This window comes from Aliiglaciecola sp. LCG003, from assembly GCF_030316135.1.
In the GTDB taxonomy this organism is placed as follows: domain Bacteria; phylum Pseudomonadota; class Gammaproteobacteria; order Enterobacterales; family Alteromonadaceae; genus Aliiglaciecola.
In genome coordinates this window covers 3,325,247-3,342,464 of sequence record NZ_CP128185.1, presented here as the reverse complement: position 1 = coordinate 3,342,464, position 17,218 = coordinate 3,325,247, and the positions used below count along the sequence as shown (strand labels likewise).

The 17,218-nt window shown below is 43.5% G+C and carries 17 protein-coding genes; 6 read left to right on the top strand and 11 right to left on the bottom strand.

The window, feature by feature from the left end; genetic code table 11:
• Positions 1 to 11: 11 nt before the first annotated feature.
• Genes QR722_RS14575 through QR722_RS14560 form a run of 4 tightly spaced genes read right to left on the bottom strand, consistent with a single transcriptional unit; the run spans position 12 to position 3,867 of the window.
• Entirely contained in the window at positions 12 to 710 is a 699-nt protein-coding gene (locus tag QR722_RS14575) for a histidine phosphatase family protein (RefSeq protein ID WP_286283639.1), read from the bottom strand.
• Positions 707 to 1,807 (bottom strand): phosphotransferase family protein, encoded by a 1,101-nt coding sequence (locus tag QR722_RS14570; RefSeq protein ID WP_286283638.1) that lies wholly within the window; start codon positions 1,805 to 1,807, stop codon positions 707 to 709. The genes QR722_RS14575 and QR722_RS14570 overlap by 4 nt, the downstream gene beginning before the upstream one ends.
• Positions 1,804 to 2,622, bottom strand: coding sequence for an SDR family oxidoreductase (locus tag QR722_RS14565; RefSeq protein ID WP_286283637.1), 819 nt, complete (start codon positions 2,620 to 2,622; stop codon positions 1,804 to 1,806). The genes QR722_RS14570 and QR722_RS14565 overlap by 4 nt, the downstream gene beginning before the upstream one ends.
• 18 nt (positions 2,623 to 2,640) lie before the next feature.
• Complete coding sequence (locus tag QR722_RS14560; RefSeq protein ID WP_286283636.1) at positions 2,641 to 3,867, bottom strand: acyl-CoA dehydrogenase family protein; 1,227 nt, start codon at positions 3,865 to 3,867, stop codon at positions 2,641 to 2,643.
• Between the two features lie 156 nt (positions 3,868 to 4,023).
• Between QR722_RS14560 and QR722_RS14555 the strand changes: the two genes are divergently transcribed.
• Positions 4,024 to 4,959, top strand: a complete 936-nt coding sequence (locus QR722_RS14555) for a LysR family transcriptional regulator (protein ID WP_286283635.1) — start codon at positions 4,024 to 4,026, stop codon at positions 4,957 to 4,959.
• Positions 4,960 to 4,986: 27 nt separating this feature from the next.
• On the opposite strand, the gene QR722_RS14550 is transcribed toward QR722_RS14555, so the two are convergent.
• Both QR722_RS14550 and QR722_RS14545 read right to left on the bottom strand, forming a co-directional pair.
• Positions 4,987 to 5,298: a DUF3301 domain-containing protein gene (locus tag QR722_RS14550; RefSeq protein WP_286283634.1), complete on the bottom strand. Its 312-nt coding sequence runs from the start codon at positions 5,296 to 5,298 to the stop codon at positions 4,987 to 4,989.
• Between the two features lies 1 nt (position 5,299).
• Positions 5,300 to 6,340 carry a DUF3549 family protein gene (locus tag QR722_RS14545; RefSeq protein ID WP_286283633.1) on the bottom strand — a complete coding sequence of 347 codons (1,041 nt, stop codon included), beginning with the start codon at positions 6,338 to 6,340 and terminating at the stop codon, positions 5,300 to 5,302.
• Between the two features lie 90 nt (positions 6,341 to 6,430).
• Here QR722_RS14545 and QR722_RS14540 point away from each other — a divergent pair, with 90 nt between their 5' ends.
• Genes QR722_RS14540 through QR722_RS14530 form a run of 3 tightly spaced genes read left to right on the top strand, consistent with a single transcriptional unit; the run spans position 6,431 to position 7,983 of the window.
• Positions 6,431 to 6,784, top strand: coding sequence for a YqcC family protein (locus QR722_RS14540; RefSeq protein ID WP_286283632.1), 354 nt, complete (start codon positions 6,431 to 6,433; stop codon positions 6,782 to 6,784).
• Positions 6,781 to 7,521, top strand: a complete 741-nt coding sequence (gene truC, locus QR722_RS14535; RefSeq protein WP_286283631.1) for a tRNA pseudouridine(65) synthase TruC — start codon at positions 6,781 to 6,783, stop codon at positions 7,519 to 7,521. Before QR722_RS14540 ends, truC begins: the two co-directional genes overlap by 4 nt.
• A 12-nt stretch (positions 7,522 to 7,533) precedes the next feature.
• The gene (locus QR722_RS14530; RefSeq protein ID WP_286283630.1) at positions 7,534 to 7,983 is read left to right on the top strand and encodes a flavodoxin domain-containing protein; all 450 of its coding nucleotides are present in this window, start codon (positions 7,534 to 7,536) and stop codon (positions 7,981 to 7,983) included.
• An 85-nt stretch (positions 7,984 to 8,068) separates the two neighbouring features.
• Here the strand turns inward: QR722_RS14530 and QR722_RS14525 are convergent, their stop codons facing one another.
• Together QR722_RS14525 and QR722_RS14520 are read right to left on the bottom strand one after the other, a co-directional pair.
• The gene (locus QR722_RS14525; RefSeq protein ID WP_286283629.1) at positions 8,069 to 8,647 is read right to left on the bottom strand and encodes a YceI family protein; all 579 of its coding nucleotides are present in this window, start codon (positions 8,645 to 8,647) and stop codon (positions 8,069 to 8,071) included.
• Positions 8,648 to 8,963: 316 nt separating this feature from the next.
• Positions 8,964 to 9,932, bottom strand: a complete 969-nt coding sequence (locus tag QR722_RS14520; protein WP_286283628.1) for a transposase — start codon at positions 9,930 to 9,932, stop codon at positions 8,964 to 8,966.
• Positions 9,933 to 10,095: 163 nt separating this feature from the next.
• On the opposite strand from QR722_RS14520, the gene QR722_RS14515 reads away from it, so the two are divergent.
• Positions 10,096 to 11,121, top strand: coding sequence for an IS110 family RNA-guided transposase (locus QR722_RS14515; RefSeq protein ID WP_286283064.1), 1,026 nt, complete (start codon positions 10,096 to 10,098; stop codon positions 11,119 to 11,121).
• A gap of 584 nt (positions 11,122 to 11,705) precedes the next feature.
• Here the strand turns inward: QR722_RS14515 and dapD are convergent.
• From dapD to map, 3 genes are all read right to left on the bottom strand, one after another.
• Positions 11,706 to 12,530, bottom strand: coding sequence for a 2,3,4,5-tetrahydropyridine-2,6-dicarboxylate N-succinyltransferase (gene dapD / locus QR722_RS14510; RefSeq protein ID WP_286283627.1), 825 nt, complete (start codon positions 12,528 to 12,530; stop codon positions 11,706 to 11,708).
• Positions 12,518 to 15,163 (bottom strand): [protein-PII] uridylyltransferase, encoded by a 2,646-nt coding sequence (gene glnD, locus QR722_RS14505; protein WP_286283626.1) that lies wholly within the window; start codon positions 15,161 to 15,163, stop codon positions 12,518 to 12,520. The genes dapD and glnD overlap by 13 nt, the downstream gene beginning before the upstream one ends.
• Positions 15,164 to 15,350: 187 nt before the next feature.
• A complete protein-coding gene (gene map / locus QR722_RS14500) occupies positions 15,351 to 16,148 on the bottom strand; it encodes a type I methionyl aminopeptidase (RefSeq protein WP_286287690.1) in 798 nt (265 codons plus the stop codon).
• A 324-nt stretch (positions 16,149 to 16,472) separates the two neighbouring features.
• Between map and rpsB the strand changes: the two genes are divergently transcribed.
• The gene (rpsB, locus tag QR722_RS14495; RefSeq protein WP_286283625.1) at positions 16,473 to 17,204 is read left to right on the top strand and encodes a 30S ribosomal protein S2; all 732 of its coding nucleotides are present in this window, start codon (positions 16,473 to 16,475) and stop codon (positions 17,202 to 17,204) included.
• Positions 17,205 to 17,218: the final 14 nt, after the last annotated feature.

Here is a 17,218-nt window from a genome sequence, read left to right as displayed (position 1 = left end):
ATTATTGTTGTCTATTTGTAGGTAATCAGGTGTTTAGGCTTGCCTTCAAAATGGCTGTGATCATTTAATGTGGATAAAAACACCCGAGAACCGGTACTGACGAGTTTCGTCATGCTGCAATTCACTAGCGTCCAGTTAACTTGCATAATTTTAGCTGGGTCAACGCCTAATAAGCTTTGAGATACGACAGAAATGGGTCCGCCCGATGAAAATACTGCTATGCATTTTGCATCGTCAGCATGTTTAATCACATTCTCAAGACCGGCTTTTATCCGTAACTGATACTCTTGCCAAGATTCTTCATAATCGTCATGTTGGCCAGAGATCCAGCGCGCCATGGCTTTATTGAATAGCGTTTCAAACGCCTCTTTTGGGTTGGGTTGCTGACGTACCCAGCTTTCTATTGAGGGCGCATCTGCAAATTCGGGACCGAAACGGGCTAAAATATCATGGTGATTGTATTCGTTCCAATTGGCATCTACTTGCCACAATGGTTCAGCAAGATCCTGCTCCATGCCTTTAAGACACTGCTGTGTGGTTTGTTTGTGGCGCAGCATGCTACCCAAAACCACTTTGTCGAACTGCCCCAGTCGTGGCTGCAGGGACTGACCTAAAATTTCGGCTTGCTGGTGGCCTAATTCTGACAACTTGTCATAGTCTTGTTGACCAAAATTAGCTTGGCCGTGGCGAATTAAATAGATGACAGTCATACACGGGCCTTTTTTATCGATTTTTTGCAGCGCCACAGTAAGTAGTGCACGAAAAACCAAATATGTTTAAACGCTGGATTATTAGTTTGTTTATGGTGGTATCGATAATAAATTTGTTGAGCGATGGCGGCTAAGCGGAATAATCCGTATACCTCGTAGAAGGTAAAATCGTCGACTTTGTAGCCGGTTTTATCCAGATAATACTCAATAACTTCGGCGCGGGTAAACATCCCATCAAGATGGGTAGGTTGGCGACGGGTACCTTGTGCAATGGGATCATCACCAGCGTCTACCCAGTATGCCAAGCTATTGCCGATATCCATTAGTGGATCCCCTAATGTCGCCAACTCCCAATCCAGCACACCAATGATGTGGGTTGGGTCATCGGCTTGTAGCACTAAGTTATCAAAGCGAAAGTCATTGTGAGTGATACAGATATGCTCTTCAGCCGGAATGTTGGCCTTGAGCCAATCCATTACATAATTAGCGCTGGGCACGTTCCAGGTTTTGGCTTTGCTGTAGCGTGTTGTCCACCCTTCTATTTGGCGTTGTGTATAACCAGTACCTTTGCCAAGATGTTGAAGATTCGCCGACTTGTAATCAACCTGATGCAACTCGATTAGGCTATCGAGAGCGTTACGGCACAAGTGCTGAGTTTGAGCTTTGTTCAGCTGTACGCCGCGGGGTAAGTTCTTTCTGGGAATGACGCCGGTGAGTTTCTCCATCACATAGAACTCACTGCCAATCAATCTTTCATCGTCAGAATAGGCAAGCATTGCTGGAACATAAGAATAGACAGGTTTAAGGGCTTGCTGCAGGCGATATTCTCGGCCCATATCATGGGCTCCTTTGGCTTTAGTACCACTAGGTGCTCGACGTAAAATTAATTCCTTTTCGGGATACTGCAAACAATATGTCCAGTTGGACGCGCCGCCAGAGTATTGATGCACAACAGGTTGTGAACTGATATCGCTCATTTGAGTTTTCAGCCAAGGATCTAGGCGGCTTAAATCAAGTTCTTCGCCGGATCTGACTGAGCCAGCTTTATCAATAACATTATTGGATTTTAAGCTATCAGATTGAATTGGCTGAGTCATTTTGACTCTCGGATTTTACTGAGCTGGCGGGTCTTACGTTTAATCATATTCAAGTAGCTACGTATGGGTAAAAAGCGTTTAAGATTATAAGCGGTTTTACCCGCTTTATGAGTAATTATCATGAATCTACCTGCATCAGCCTGCTGAATAATGGTTGCTGCCACTTGAGTGGCAGACAGGTCAGATCTACTTAAAAGTTTAGATACCACTTTATCGATTCCTGGCTGCTTACTGCGCAAGGATTTGTCGAGATTGGTTGGGAAAAACGACGGGCAGGCCACACTAACTTGAACACCTTTAGGGGCTAGCTCTAAATGCATAGTTTCAGAAAAACTCACCACTGCTGCTTTGCTGGCATTATAGCTCGCCATCAATGGAATGGGCGTGATCCCCGCTTGAGACGCAATATTGATTATTTTGCTGGGGTTGGGCATGCAATCTATGAGGCTGCGGGTAACGCGCACCATGCCTAGCAAGTTGATATTCAATACCCATTGCCATTGTTCGATATCTTCGAATGCCAATGCGCCTGCGGTTGCAACACCTGCATTATTTATCAATAAATCAACGTGCTGCCATTTGTTCTGAATGGCAGCTGTTAATTCGTCCACATCTTTTTGCTGGGTAATATCACAATTTTGATACCAAGCATCGCAGCCCTTGTCTTTGAGCAAATCGACGACGGCTAAGCCATCATCTTTGTTTAAATCGACCACACATATTGACACCTTTGGCGCGGCATAGCCCAGCGCCAATGCTCTACCTAATCCGGAGGCCGCTCCGGTTATAACTATATTGCGATTACTGTTGCTCATTAATACTGCTTAGTGTGGTTAACGGTTAACATACTTTTTCAATTCTAGACGGGTCACCATGGCTTGATGCACTTCATCCGGCCCATCGGCTAAACGTAATGCTCTAGCGCCAGCGGCAAATCGCGCTAAGGGGAAGTCGTTGCACATACCTGCTCCACCATGTATTTGGACGGCCATATCAACCACATTCTGCAACATCCGCGGCACGACTACTTTGATGGCTGATATTTCAGTCATCGCATTTTTCACGCCAACCGCATCGATTTTCCACGCTGCATTGAGTGTCATTAGGCGGGCCTGATCAATTGCCATTCTAGCGTCGGCCAAGCGCTCGCCGTTACCGCCTAGTTTTAGTATAGGTTTACCAAATGCTGTGCGGGATAAGCCCCGTTTGATAGCAAGTTCCAAGGCTTTTTCCGCCATGCCAATGGCCCGCATACAATGGTGAATTCGCCCCGGTCCTAAGCGACCTTGTGCGATAGCAAAGCCTTTGCCTAAGCCTGTAATGATATTTTCTTTGGGCACTCGCACATTAGTAAAATGCATTTCACCATGGCCATAGGGCGCATCATAGTCACCATATGCTTGCAGCATTCGTTTGATTTCAATGCCTTTGCTGTCTAATGGTACTATGACCATACTGTGTTGTGCGTGACGTTCATTTTCAGGATTAGACAGCCCCATGAAAATGGTTACTTTGGCGTTGGGGTGGCCTAAGCCAGTACTCCACCATTTCTTACCGTTGATAACGACTTCATCACCGTCCATTTCAATGGTTGCTGCCATATTGGTTGCATCTGATGAAGCTACATCGGGCTCAGTCATCCCAAATACCGAACGGATTTCACCATTGAGTAGTGGTGTTAACCACGTTTGCTGCTGATATTCTGAGCCAAAGTGGTAAAGCACTTCCATATTGCCAGTATCTGGGGCATTACAATTAAAAATTTCCGGTGAGAAGGGGACACGGCCCATTTCCTCTGCCAATGGGGCATACTCGATACAGCTTAGAGCTTTACCTAGTTTTTCATCTGGTAAAAACAAGTTCCACAAACCTTGCTTTTTAGCTTCTTTTTTTAATGCTTCCACTTGGGGATGTAATTTCCAATTGACCCAATCGCCACCAGGATTCATCGCATGCATATCTGCATATACCTGATCTTCAATTGGATAAACATGCTCTTGCATAAATGCCTTAACGCGCGCGAGATACTCTTGTGCTTTTTGGCTGTGCTGGAAATCCATGCTGGGCTCCTCATAGGGTTAATAGTCAATTTTGTATTCATAGCATAGTGTAAAAGACTGCTTTGAATGAAATGAAATTTAGTATTTAATAGGTATGAATTTAATTCATAGTGTTAACGTGCACTCAACAGCATGGGTTTTATCTAAGGTGCAAATATGGCGGATATGAAACGGATACAGCAACTCGATTTAAATTTACTCAAGGTATTTGAAAGCCTGTATCAAGAGCAAAATATGACACGCACCGCAGAGAGATTACATATAACACCATCTGCTGTTAGCCATGGGATCAAACGTCTGCGAGATTGTTTACAGGATCCTTTATTTCAGCGCAGTCAAAACAAAATGTTACCGACACCGGCTTGTCAGCGCATGGCGCCAATGATTATTGATACCCTAAGTCGTTTGAGGCAAATATTGCAGCAGTGGGGCGAGTTTAATCCACTATCAAGCCAACATCATTTTCGAATAGGTATGCATGACGCGTTGGAGCCTTCAATTTTGCCTCGCGTAAGTCGTTTACTGGCACAACGGGCACCGCATGTAACGCTATCGAGTATAAAGGTGGAACGAAGCCAATTAAAAAGGATGTTAGCAGCGGGCCATGTCGACTTTGTGTTTGATATAGCGATGCCAATTAAACTACCAATTCGACATCAAAAAATGCTAGATGATGGCTTTAGCATTTTGCTAGATAAACACCATTGGTTAAGGGGTGGGATGAGTGCGGAACAGTATTTTGATTGCCAACATATTAGTGTCTCGCATCGGCCAAGCGGTGCAGCTGTGGAAGATTTGTACTTACAAGAACAGGGCTTGAGCAGAATCACGTCAGTACGCTGCCAAAACTATTATGCGGCAAAAGATATGTTGAAAAGTGCTAACTGGTTGCTAACGCTACCGACTTCACTGGCGCGGCAACTCAAGGATGATGGATTGGAAATCGTAAAAGTACCTTTTGCCATGCCAGCCATTGCAACCCACTTATATTGGCATCAAAATACCGAGCAAGATCACGGGTTGCTTTGGTTCAGAGGGCTACTGACTGAACTCATTAGTGTTAAACTCCCGTCACAGGTTGCGCTTAATTAGGCGAGTTTGAGTGCTTATTTAGCCATATCAATTGATACGATACGCTGGCAGCTCAGTATTGACTATGTTTAAGCCTCGCATGGTTAACAGGCCGTGGTAGCTTTCTTCGCCAGTGCTGGAAAATTCGAAATCAAATTCGGTATACCAATCCAATTTTGCTTTATATATTGTCAGGCGGGTTTTGCTCCGCGCTGCACTAATAAATTGTAAAGCCTGCTTATCGCAGTATTGTTCCAGATACGCTTTGGCCTTTTCGGAGATGGCTCTGATGCGCCAAAATTGGAAGCCTACGGCTGCAATAATAACGAAAAGTAGAATATCGAATAAGTTAAACTGCATGCTAATTATCTCTATTCGTTGCGGAAAATAAACTGCCTACTGCGTGGGTTAAAGCGGGCGACTTGTCGGTTGAACGCAGCATAGCCAGCATAGCATCGCGGCTATCAGGGAGCTGAACTAAGTCTCGGAAAATTGCCTCAAACAAACTATGGGTTGGGTCAGCCTCGGCGACTTTATGCATGAAATTCATAAGTTTGTTATTTTCACTCAAGGGTTGCCATAAACGTCCGGCGATAACCTCCAAAGTATTGTGATCATTGCATACCTGAGCAGCCAAAGCCATTTCAAGCATACGTTTAGTGCTGTCTCCTTGGGTTTGGCTTAACGCCCGTAAACCATGTTGCCATGCAACGGCATCAGTTGAGTTGCTATCAATAAATTTTTCAATCTGCTGTGTTATCGCTGGATTTAGGGGCTGGTTTTCAAAACTTATCAATAACGTAAATTGTACAGTTTGAGGTAACAGTGCAAATTGCTTGAGCACAAGCTCGTTGATTTCAGGTTCAGCTACATTTGCAGCTAAATCAGCGATACCTTGTAATGACAATGTCTGCCAGTCAATGACCAGCGGCGCTTTAAGATAATCCAAAGCGGCCTGATAATACTGTGAATAGTCCAATTTTAATGTGCGGCGACTGATACTGTTAAAATCGGCTAGTTGCTGCTGGTTGGGCACAAAAGTGTATGGGTTGTCGGGTAGTTGGCCATTACTTTTTTCAGCATTCTCAAGCTGCGAGCCCAAGGCATCGACGATGATCTGCAAAAAATGATTACGGGCGGCGGTTACAACTAAACCCTGCTCATCAATCGGCAATTTCACAAACCAAATATATTGTTGAGAGGAGCGAGTTTTATCCCAGAAAACTATTCCGAACCAGGTATGTTGTGCTCGAGGGAATTGCGGCTTAACGCTAGCATTTTCAATATTCAAAAATAGCTGAGAGGGAAGTTCTCGTATGGTCCTGCCCATATCGAAAACGCGATAATCGGTGCCAGCATGCAACAAAAATTCACTGATGGAAGATATTTGGTTCTTAGTCATATTTGCTTTGGGGTATGATAGTCGTTAAACACTTAATCAAAAATTTAGCACGAGAGTATAAAGCCTGATGACGTTAACCGAAAGGTGCCTGTGAAGACTAGTCAAAATAAAAGCATAGTATTGCGGCAAAAATTGCCCGTGTTATTAGATAATTTGCGCGATATTCTGCAAATACATGATCTTTGGAGTAGCACTGTGCCATCAGAGCAAGCTATGGGCAGTCGAGCCCCCTTTGCTTGCGACAGCATGCCGTTAGAAAATTGGCTGCAGTTTGTATTTTTACCTAAACTTGAGCATTTGCTTGAGCAACAACAGCGGTTGCCTGAAAATTTGGCGATTCTACCTATTGCACAGATTGCGTTCAGTGCTAAACACCATGAGCCAATCTTATTGGCTATCGAAAAAATTGATCGATTATTTAATGCTGCGGAGTATTCAGCATGATTTTACCTATTGTCTATCAAGATGAATATATTGTTGCCATCGATAAACCCGCTGGACTGTTGGTGCATCGGAGTATGTTGGATAAACATGAAACCTTGTTCGCTATGCAAATATTGCGCGACCAGTTAGGTCAGCATGTATTTCCGGTGCATCGCCTCGATAGACCCACATCTGGAGTATTGCTGTTTGCGCTCTCTTCAGAAATTGCACGGAATTTAACCGAACAGTTTAGCGCCAAAAATATTGCTAAGACGTATTTTGCCATTGTCCGTGGGCACAGCCCTGAGCAGGGTCATATAGATTATGCATTAAAAGAAAAGCTCGATAAGATTGCGGATAAAAAGGCGCGGCAAGACAAGGAACCGCAACAAGCCCAGACTGATTTTGTGACTCTAAAACAGGTTGAAGTTCCCTTCGCTGTTGGGCGCTATCAAACCGCACGTTATTCTCTGGTGAAGTTGCATCCATTGACAGGACGTAAGCATCAGTTACGTCGCCATATGGCACATATTCGCCATCCAATTGTTGGAGACACTACTCATGGAGATGGTAAACAAAATCAATTCATCCGGCAGCAGTATGGTTTTGAAGGAATGGCACTGACCTGTCAGCAAATGATAATTGAACATCCGGTTGAGCTTAAAAAATTAGTATTACGTAGCCAATTTGATGCACGAATGGCAAATCTATTGTTAAATTGGGACATCAGTTCTGAACAATTACAACACATCATCTAGAGGAAATAAACAATGGTAGAGTTAGGGATCTTTGTCGGCTCGGTATACGGCAATTCACAGCATGTGGCTGAACAAGTTGAAGAAATGATTGCCGGCAAAGGACATAGTGTGGAAGTGTTCACTGATCCAAGCATTGATGACTTTAAACAGACCAAGTCTGTGTTAATTATTAGCTCTACTACGGGGCAGGGAGATATCCCGCCTAATTTAGAATTTTTCGTGATGGACTTACGGGATAAAATGCCATTGATGGAGCATAAACCCTTTGCTGTTGCGGGTTTGGGGGATAGCAGCTATGGAGAGACTTTTTGTGGTGCTGGGCGGCAAATATTCGAAGTTATGCTAGAGCTACAAGGCAAGCCAGTTGCAGATTTACTAATTGTTGATGCGATGGAAACCTTAGAGCCGGAAAATGAAGTAGTTCCTTGGATTGAAGCGCTACTGCCAAAGCTGTTAAGTTAATTCAAAACAACTACTCTGATTCTGTTCAGAGCCAAGTGCACGACACTGGGCTCTGAACGCTCCAATAATGTTTTTTAGGCTGATTTTATTCAACTTGAGCTTCGGTAGTAATAGTGATCTTCACTGCATCGCCTACATTAGGTACATATTGAGCTAGTCCAAAGTCAGAACGCTGAATTTCGGCATGTGCATCAAAGCCAATCGCTGCTTTTTGTGTCATTGGATGCAAGCCTGTTTTGTTCAATGTGGCATGAAATACCACCGCTTTTGTAACGCCCTTAATTGTTAGCTCACCCACTACATCAAAGGTACTCTCACCTGTCTTGCTCACCTTAGTGCTGACAAACTTTGCATCTGGAAAACGGCTGGTATCAAAATAGTCTTTATCTAAAAATTCGCTGGTCAATTTTTCCACATAAGTATCTATCGAAGTGACTGGTAAAGTAACAGTGATACTAGATTTTTCAGGAGCTTGCTGATCGAAAACAATCTTTCCACTTGCCCCGGATAACGAAGCGGTAGGATTTGAGAATCCAAAATGACTCCAAGATGCAACTATACTGGTGTGAGTGGGATCAATTTGATAGGTCATCTCGGCAGCAGTAAGATTCAAACTTAGTGCGCTAGAAAGTAGCAGTGTTCCGAGCTTTAAATATTTTAACATTGTTTAGTGCCTCATGATTTAGGTTTAGGACTGATAATTGGTACGTATAAGCCTATAAATAGTTTAGTTTATTTTGATGTTTATTCCTCATTCATCTCATTCATGGACAGGCATATTAAATATCTTCTTGAAGAAGCTTGATTCTCCCATAAGCGTTGTATTTTAAGTTGGGATATCCATAAATTATGACTTTTTGCGCCAAATCAGTCTGAGTTAGCCAGCATTAAAGCTAAAGTTATGGTTGATACGAGTTTTAATTCAGCAGGAGCTCTCAAGCTCTGCAGTTGATTTTGGGAGTGAAAGAATTGCGTTGTGCTTAGGGAAAAACGGCTATGCCTAGGATACGTTTTCGCTTAGTGTGATGTTTATAGCGATTCATGGATTGGGGCTGACCAGCCGCGACACTAAAGCAGCTTTCAAAACATTGGCTTAGTGTTAGCCAATGGCTTTCATCTATACCTAAACGTCGCAAAATGGGAGACACAGTGATGTCAATCGTACCTGATTTTTGTGGGGCAATACACCGCCCGGTTGTCTCAACTAATTGAATGTAGTCGATTAAATCAAAATTCAATGCTGAAGGTTTGTTATTAGCATGATTTCCCACAAAAGGCATCAGTGCTCTAGGTTGATAGCCTTTTTTTAAACTGAGTATACGGCGTTGAATACTTGTGTGTTTAGATGTTTCAGGGAGCGTAGCCATGTTGACACGAATAGGGTTTAAATCCACATAAACCATACAGGCGGCTAACGCGTGTTCATCTAAGAGTGCCTGTGATTTAAACCGACCCTCCCAGAAATGACCGGTGCAGTTATCCTCAGCATTGGCTTGGCGTGCAATAGGCTCGTTGAGCTCGCGCATAAACCAACTGATATCGAACAAACGTCGCCGGTATATTGCAATTGTCGCGTCCAAAGTTATTTGTTGAGCATTGTCTGTGGCTTCGCTGTCGTCATTCATAAATTGTTGTACGAGTAACGTGGTCTTATGCAATTTTTGCCAACGAATAATTACTTCTTGGTCACTAAGTTGCTTGGCTTCATCTTGATTCACATGCAATACAACATGGGTGTGATTACTCATCACCGCATATGCACAAACATCAATACAAAATACCCTTGATAAAAAGAGCAAACGGTCTTCAACCCATTGGCGGCGGTATTCATAGCTTTTGCCTGTGAGCATATCTTCCCCACACAAAAATGCACGACGAACACAGCGAGAAACGCAGTGGTAAAAGGGCGTATCAATCAAACTGATTTGGCGCTTTCTAGCTAGAGGCATTTGGTAGTCCTTGTCCAATTCCATTATTACAAGGTTAACGTAGTTCCTTTTTTTTCCAAGTCTAGTTTTAAAGTGGGTGATGAGATGGACGCTCCCCAATACGGCGTCAATGCGCCAAAATAGTAGTTCTTAAACAAGACTATTTACATAGGGAACGTCCAATATGAAGCTTAAAACAATTACCATCGATTTGGCAAAGACTGTATTTCAAGTGTGCGGAGTAAATGAACATATTAAACCGCAATTTAATAAGAAATTAAAACGGACTGAGCTACTTGATTTTATGCGCCAACAACCACCTACGTTGGTGGTGATGGAAGCCTGTTATTCATCGCATTACTGGGGGCGTGAAATTGCTAAATTAGGTCATGATACCAAGCTTATACCAGCCCAACATGTCACGCCTTTTGTGCGAGGCAACAAGAATGACCATAACGATGCTTTTGCCATAGCAGAAGCCAGCCAGCGCTCACATATCCGCTTTGTCCCCGTAAAATCTGAGCAACAGCAAGAAATTAATTGCTTGCATCGAATTCGAGAGCGCTTAATTAGAAACAAAACGGCCCTGAGTAACCAGATACGCGGGTTGTTAAGTGAATTTGGGGTAATATTTCCTTGTGGCCACGTGGCCTTGTGTGCAGGATTAGCCCAAGTAATTGATAGCGAACAACGCAGTAACCAGTTGAGAACCATGATGCGCGCGTTAAAGGCAGAATATGAAGACACACGCTCTCGCATCAAGGCCATTGAGCAGCAATTGCATCACTTTGTTAATAACAGTGAAAGTGGCAAAATATTGCTCAGCATCCCAGGGATTGGTTTCATTAATGCCTCAGCGTTTTTAGCCGCCATTGATAAAGGCCAGGCGTTTAATAATCCCAAAGAATTTGCCGTGTGGTTAGGGCTGACGCCTAAACAACACGCCTCAGGCAATATCAGTAAGATGGGCGGCATTACCAAACGCGGAGACCGTTATTTACGTAAACAACTGGTACATGGTGCGCGGTCTGTCGTGAGTCGTGCCGCGCAAAGAACTGATCCGTTATCACTGTGGGCCACTAAACTTCGCGTTACCAAGCCGTTTAATAAAGTGGCAGTCGCCGTCGCCCATCGTTTAGCACGTTTAATCTGGATATTGCTCACACGTCAGGAGCACTATCGCGTTACGTCCTCACAAGTGAGCGCATAACATGAATCACTTTACGTTATCCCTGTCGAGCTCAATTCCGTGTAGGACAAAGGCACCAAGCCTGTGTGGGTGTTGTGGAAGGCAAGACACGGGATAACACTTACTTTACCTACCCCGCTTAGTCATAAAATGATGAAGAAAACGGTCTACCTACCTCATCAAAGCCAGACTTAGACACGGATAACAATCCGACTGGGTGTTTTTAGGCGATAAGGTTCGGAGTTCATCAGAGGCCAGCGTTGATTAAACCAACGCTAATAAAGAGCCTGAATATATGTCAGAACTAAGCCATTTTAGACTGCCTTCAAGACAACAGACTAGCGGTAATAGAATAGTAAAAACGTAATTCGTGCAGAAAATCAGCACGAAGGGGCAATTAGTACGTTGACATCAGGGGAGCGTCCATATATGTCCTGATTAAAAGCCTATACGTTGACATCATGGGAGCGTCCATATATGTCCACAAAAAGGTGATAGGGGACAACCGGCTGGGGTGGGTGTCCACAATGGGGGCAGAGGTGTAACAACTCGATGCTCGATATTTCTATTGAGCATCCTGCTTATTTAATTTAGCGCGAGATTGGTTATTCTGCGGCCCTGAGCAATGCATTAATACCCACTTTTGAACGAGTTTGTGCATCAACTTTTTTCACGATTACCGCAGCGTAAAGACTATATTTTCCATCTTTGCTTGGTATGCTGCCAGAAACCACAACAGAGCCAGCAGGTACGCGGCCATAATGGACCTCGCCGGTCTCGCGGTCATAAATGCGTGTGCTTTGGCCAATATAAACGCCCATTGAAATAACTGAACCTTCTTCGACTATCACCCCTTCTACAATTTCAGAGCGAGCACCGATAAAACAGTTGTCTTCAATAATGGTCGGGTTTGCTTGAAGCGGCTCAAGTACACCACCAATACCTACGCCACCGGAAAGGTGCACATTTTTACCGATTTGAGCGCATGAACCCACAGTCGCCCAAGTATCTACCATAGTACCCTCGCCCACATAAGCTCCTATGTTGACATAGGATGGCATAACTACCACATTTTTACCGACAAAAGAGCCAGTTCTGACCGCTGCAGGAGGCACGATTCTGACGCCGTCAGCTTCGAATTGGGCTTTGGTGTAATCTGTGTATTTCAACGGAACTTTATCAAAAAAGCGACTTTCAGCTCCGTCCATCACATCATTGTCGTTGATGCGAAAGAATAACAGCACCGCTTTTTTCAACCACTGATGAACTACCCATTCACCAGCAATTTTCTCGGCGACTCTAGCTTCACCTGAGTTAAGCATCGCAATGGCTTTTTGCACTGCTGAACGGGTTTGTTGATCGACGGTTGCTGCCGTAATCGAGGCTCTATTTTCAAATGCACTTTCTATTTGGTTTTTTAGGTCGGACATGTTTCACCGCTGTTTTGAGGTTGATCTAATAGTTGAGTTAAACGATTCTTAAGTTGAACCTGTTGTTCTGTCGTGAGGGCTTGTTCGCTCTGATTAGCGATTATAAATAAATCTTCTGCCCGTTCCCCTATGGTCGAAATTTTTGCCATATGCAATGTCAGTTGCAATTCAACGAAGAGGTGGCCGATTTTAGCTAGCAGCCCTGGAGCGTCCAAGGCTTCTAATTCCATCATAGTAACGTCTGAGCTACTTTGATAGAACCGAACCTTAGTTGGCACATCCAGTTGTTTCATACGGCGCGACATTTTTCGCTCGTTACTGTGTTCTCTGCCGGGTTTTTCCAGTTGAGTTTCAATAGCTTGCTGTAAACTTTTCATCCGACTCGGAGATGAAATGCGCGAACCATCTTGCTCGAGAAGAATAAAACTATCGAACACATAGTCATCTTTGGTTATGGTGATCTGAGCGTCATGAATGGAACAGTTGCGACTGTCCAAAACAGAGGCTATCTGCGCAAAAAGGGCGGGGCGATTTTTGCCATAGACGAGTAATTCAGTGCCTGCTTTCGCTGTAGAGTCGTTCAAGGCCACGGTAAGCTCATTACTCTCTTTATGAGTTGCCTTGGCCACTTCTTGAGTATGCCATGCCAATTGGGTCGGACTGAAACGAGCAAAATAATCATTGTTCAAGCGCCGCCAAAACTGATCAATATCGGCAGCATCTATCCCTTGGTTATTTAATAAGGTGCGAGCCTCAATTTGATGCCTATTCACCCTCTCAAGCAAGGTTACGCCGCACTGTAGACCATTATCCAAGGCCTTTTGGGTTAACAAGAAAAGCTCTCTTAATAAAGACGCTTTCCAATCATTCCAAAGATTGTTGTTGGTCGCACGGATATCCGCCAAAGTAAGCGCATATAAGTGATTAAGATGGTTGTGGCTTTTAACTGCCGCAGCAAATTCGCCGATGATATCGGGGTCATAAATGTCACGACGTTGAGCCACAACAGACATCAGTAAATGGCTTTCTACCAACCATCTGACCAGTTCTGCATCTTCACCATTTATATTATGGTGTTCACAAAAGCGCATCACGTCTTGAGCGCCTAATACCGAATGATCACCATTACGGCCTTTGCCAATGTCATGGAAAATTGCTGCTAAATACAGTAATTCCGGTTTGTCGGCTTCACGAACGATCCGTTTGCAGCGGGGGAATTCTTTATTATTTTCATCATGATAACGAAAAACATTCTTAACTAATCTGTGAGTATGCTCATCTACTGTGTAGGCATGAAATAGGTCAAATTGCATCATACCAACAATGTGATCCCACTCAGGTAAATATGCCTGTAAAATGCCATGCCGGTGCATTAAATCCCAACCTAAACCAAAGAAGTTTTGATGACGCATTAATTGCATAAATACCAGGCGACATTCGGTTATCTCAAAAAAGTATTGATTACTAAACTTACGCCGGGCATTGCGCAGTTGACGTAAACAACTAGAATGTAAGCCCTCACACTGTGGAGTGTTGGCCACCAACAAAAGAAAACGCAAAGTATCCGCGGGACTAGAAAAAACATCTTCATGGCGACAAGCCATTAAGCCATCAGCAAGTTCAAAGTTTTCATTTATTACCTTAAGCTGTTTGACTTTCAAGTCTAGAATGTCTTGGCGAAAATATTGCAATAGCATTTCATTGAGTTCGCTCACGCGGCGCACGATGCGGAAAAACGCTTTCATCATTTTTTCCACTGCAGGCTTGCCGTCACCGTATCCTAGACGCGCCGCCACATCCGCTTGGTAATCAAACAACAAACGGTTTTCGCTGCGCCCTGATACCATATGCAAGGCAAATCGAATCCGCCATAAATGGCTGCGGCATTCTATCAACTCTGCCCATTCGCTTTCGGTGAAGTAACCATGTTCAACTAATTCACGGCCATTCCATACATTGAAGTGTTGTTTGGCTACCCAGCCTATAGATTGGATATCTCGTAAACAGCCCGGATTTTCTTTAACGTTTGGCTCTAAATTATATGACGTGTCATTGAATTTGCTGTGGCGATTTTTTTGTTCTTGATATTTGGCAGTGAAAAAGTCTTTACTACTGATATAACCTTTGCCTGTTAACTTTTTTTGAAGGTTTTCGAAGGTATTGCTACTACCCGTTAATAGCCTTGACTCAACTAAGTTAGTCGCGATGGTGGTATCGCTTTTGCCAAGGTTGAAGGTTTCTTTAACTGTTCGTACGGACTGGCCGATATCTAATTTAATATCCCACAAGAGCGTTATAAAACTACTTACCTTTTCTTGGCTGGCTGTAGATAAGGACTTTTCACTTAAAATTAGTAAATCCACATCTGAATAAGGTTGCAGTTGTCCGCGCCCATAACCGCCAACGGCAACCAGGGCTAGGCCTTTTTGTTTATGTAAGCCTATTAGTGTCCAAGCATGGCATAAAAGTGCGTCGACGAATCTAGCTCTATCGTGTACTAATTGATCGACTGAAACGTTCTCAAATTCTTTGTCGAGCCAAACATAGCTGTCTGCAACACATTGTTTGAAGCCCTTTAAATCGTTGATATCTTGTATTTTGTAAACGTTTTCAACGAGTTGCTGAATTGACAATGGGCTTCCCTCATAAATCTCGATAAATGAATAACGTTCCTTGCATTAGTCACGGAGCGTTAGCTGTTGATTCTATAAAGTTTCCACTAACCTAGTGATGAAGGCAAATAACTAAAACCAGGGTGCCATAATCAATCTTCATAAGCCAAACATTGCGCTTGGCTTAACCTATTGCTATTAATCTACATTAATGGCTAATGACGCGGTCAATCTCTTCATCATCACGCAAAGTTAAAATCTCTACGCCATTAGAAGTAACTAATAGTGTGTGTTCCCACTGGGCACTTAAACTGCGATCTTTGGTTACGACTGTCCATTGGTCAGGGAGAATTTTAGAATAGCGTTTACCGGCATTAATCATTGGTTCAATGGTAAAACACATGCCTTCTAATAATTCTTCACCCGTATTTGGGCGTCCGTAGTGCACCACCTGTGGCTCTTCGTGGAAATTGGCGCCAATTCCATGACCGCAGTATTCCCGAACTATGGTGTAATTGTGCTTTTCTGCATGTTGTTGAATGATATTGCCAATATCACCTAAACGAGTACCTGGTTTCACCAGCTTAATCGCTTTGTACAGGCTTTCTTGGGTAATACGAATGAGCCTTTCCGCCATAATGCTGGGTTTACCCACAACAAACATTTTAGAGGTGTCACCGTGATAACCGTCTTTTATGACGGTCACATCTATATTAATGATGTCACCATCTTTAAGTTTTTTGTCGGCTGGAATGCCATGGCAGATGACATGGTTTACTGAGGTGCAAATCGACTTGGGAAAGGGTGGGTGTCCATAGTTTAATGGCGCAGGAATCGCTTGTTGCTCATTCACAATATAATCATGACAAATTTGGTTGAGCTCATCAGTGGTCACACCTTTTTTGACATGGGGACCGATCATTTGCAACACGTCAGCGGCTAAACGGCCAGCAACGCGCATTTTTTCAACTTCATCTGGTGTTTTGATAGTAATTGTCAAAGCTATTTCCCAATTTGGACTAATAAGAGTTTCTGAATCGCGTTTATTGTATCGCCTCAACTTAATTTTGTATAGCCGCTGACCACGATGTTGCGACCGTAAAACGCCCGATGTTCTGGACAATACTCTTGTCTGTTGGCAGTTGATGTGATATAAAGCGCACCGCAAATTTAGTCAAGTCTCACTAGAGGCTGCTAATGTAGCGAAAACTATTTTTAAATAACACACATACATCGACACATTTGTCGGGGTGTCCAAGCCGGTTTTGCCGCCTAATTGGATCGATAGATGGGATGTATGGAGGCCTAACCCCAATTTGAGGAAATTATAATGGCAAACGTATCTATGCGTGACATGCTCCAGGCGGGCGTGCACTTCGGTCACCAGACTCGTTACTGGAATCCAAAAATGAAGCCTTTCATCTTTGGTGCTCGTAACAAAGTTCATATCATCAACCTAGAAAAAACAGTTCCTTTGTTCAATAACGCATTGAGCTATATTGGCGGTGTATCTGCCAAAAAAGGAAAAGTACTTTTCGTAGGTACTAAGCGCGCTGCAAGTGATGCAGTAAAAGACGCGGCACAGAAATGTGACCAGTTTTATGTTAACAAACGCTGGTTAGGCGGTATGTTGACTAACTGGAAAACAGTTCGTCAATCAATCAAACGTCTTAAAGAGCTTGAGCAACAGTCTCAAGACGGTACATTTGAAAAGTTGACTAAAAAAGAAGTGCTAATGCTTCAGCGTGAAATGACTAAGCTTGAAAGCAGCTTAGGTGGTATCAAAGATATGGGCGGTCTTCCAGATTGTCTTTTCGTAATTGATGCTGACCATGAGCACATTGCAATTACTGAAGCTCGTAACCTAGGTATTCCTGTGGTTTCTGTTGTGGATACTAACTCTAATCCAGATGGTGTTGATTACATCATTCCAGGTAACGATGATGCAATCCGTGCAGTTCAGTTGTATTTGAATGCAGCTGCTGATGCAGTGCTACAAGGTCGCGAACAAAATCTTGAAGTTCAAGCTGAACAAGACGATTTTGTAGAAGCAGCTGAGTAAGCTCTGAGTTTACC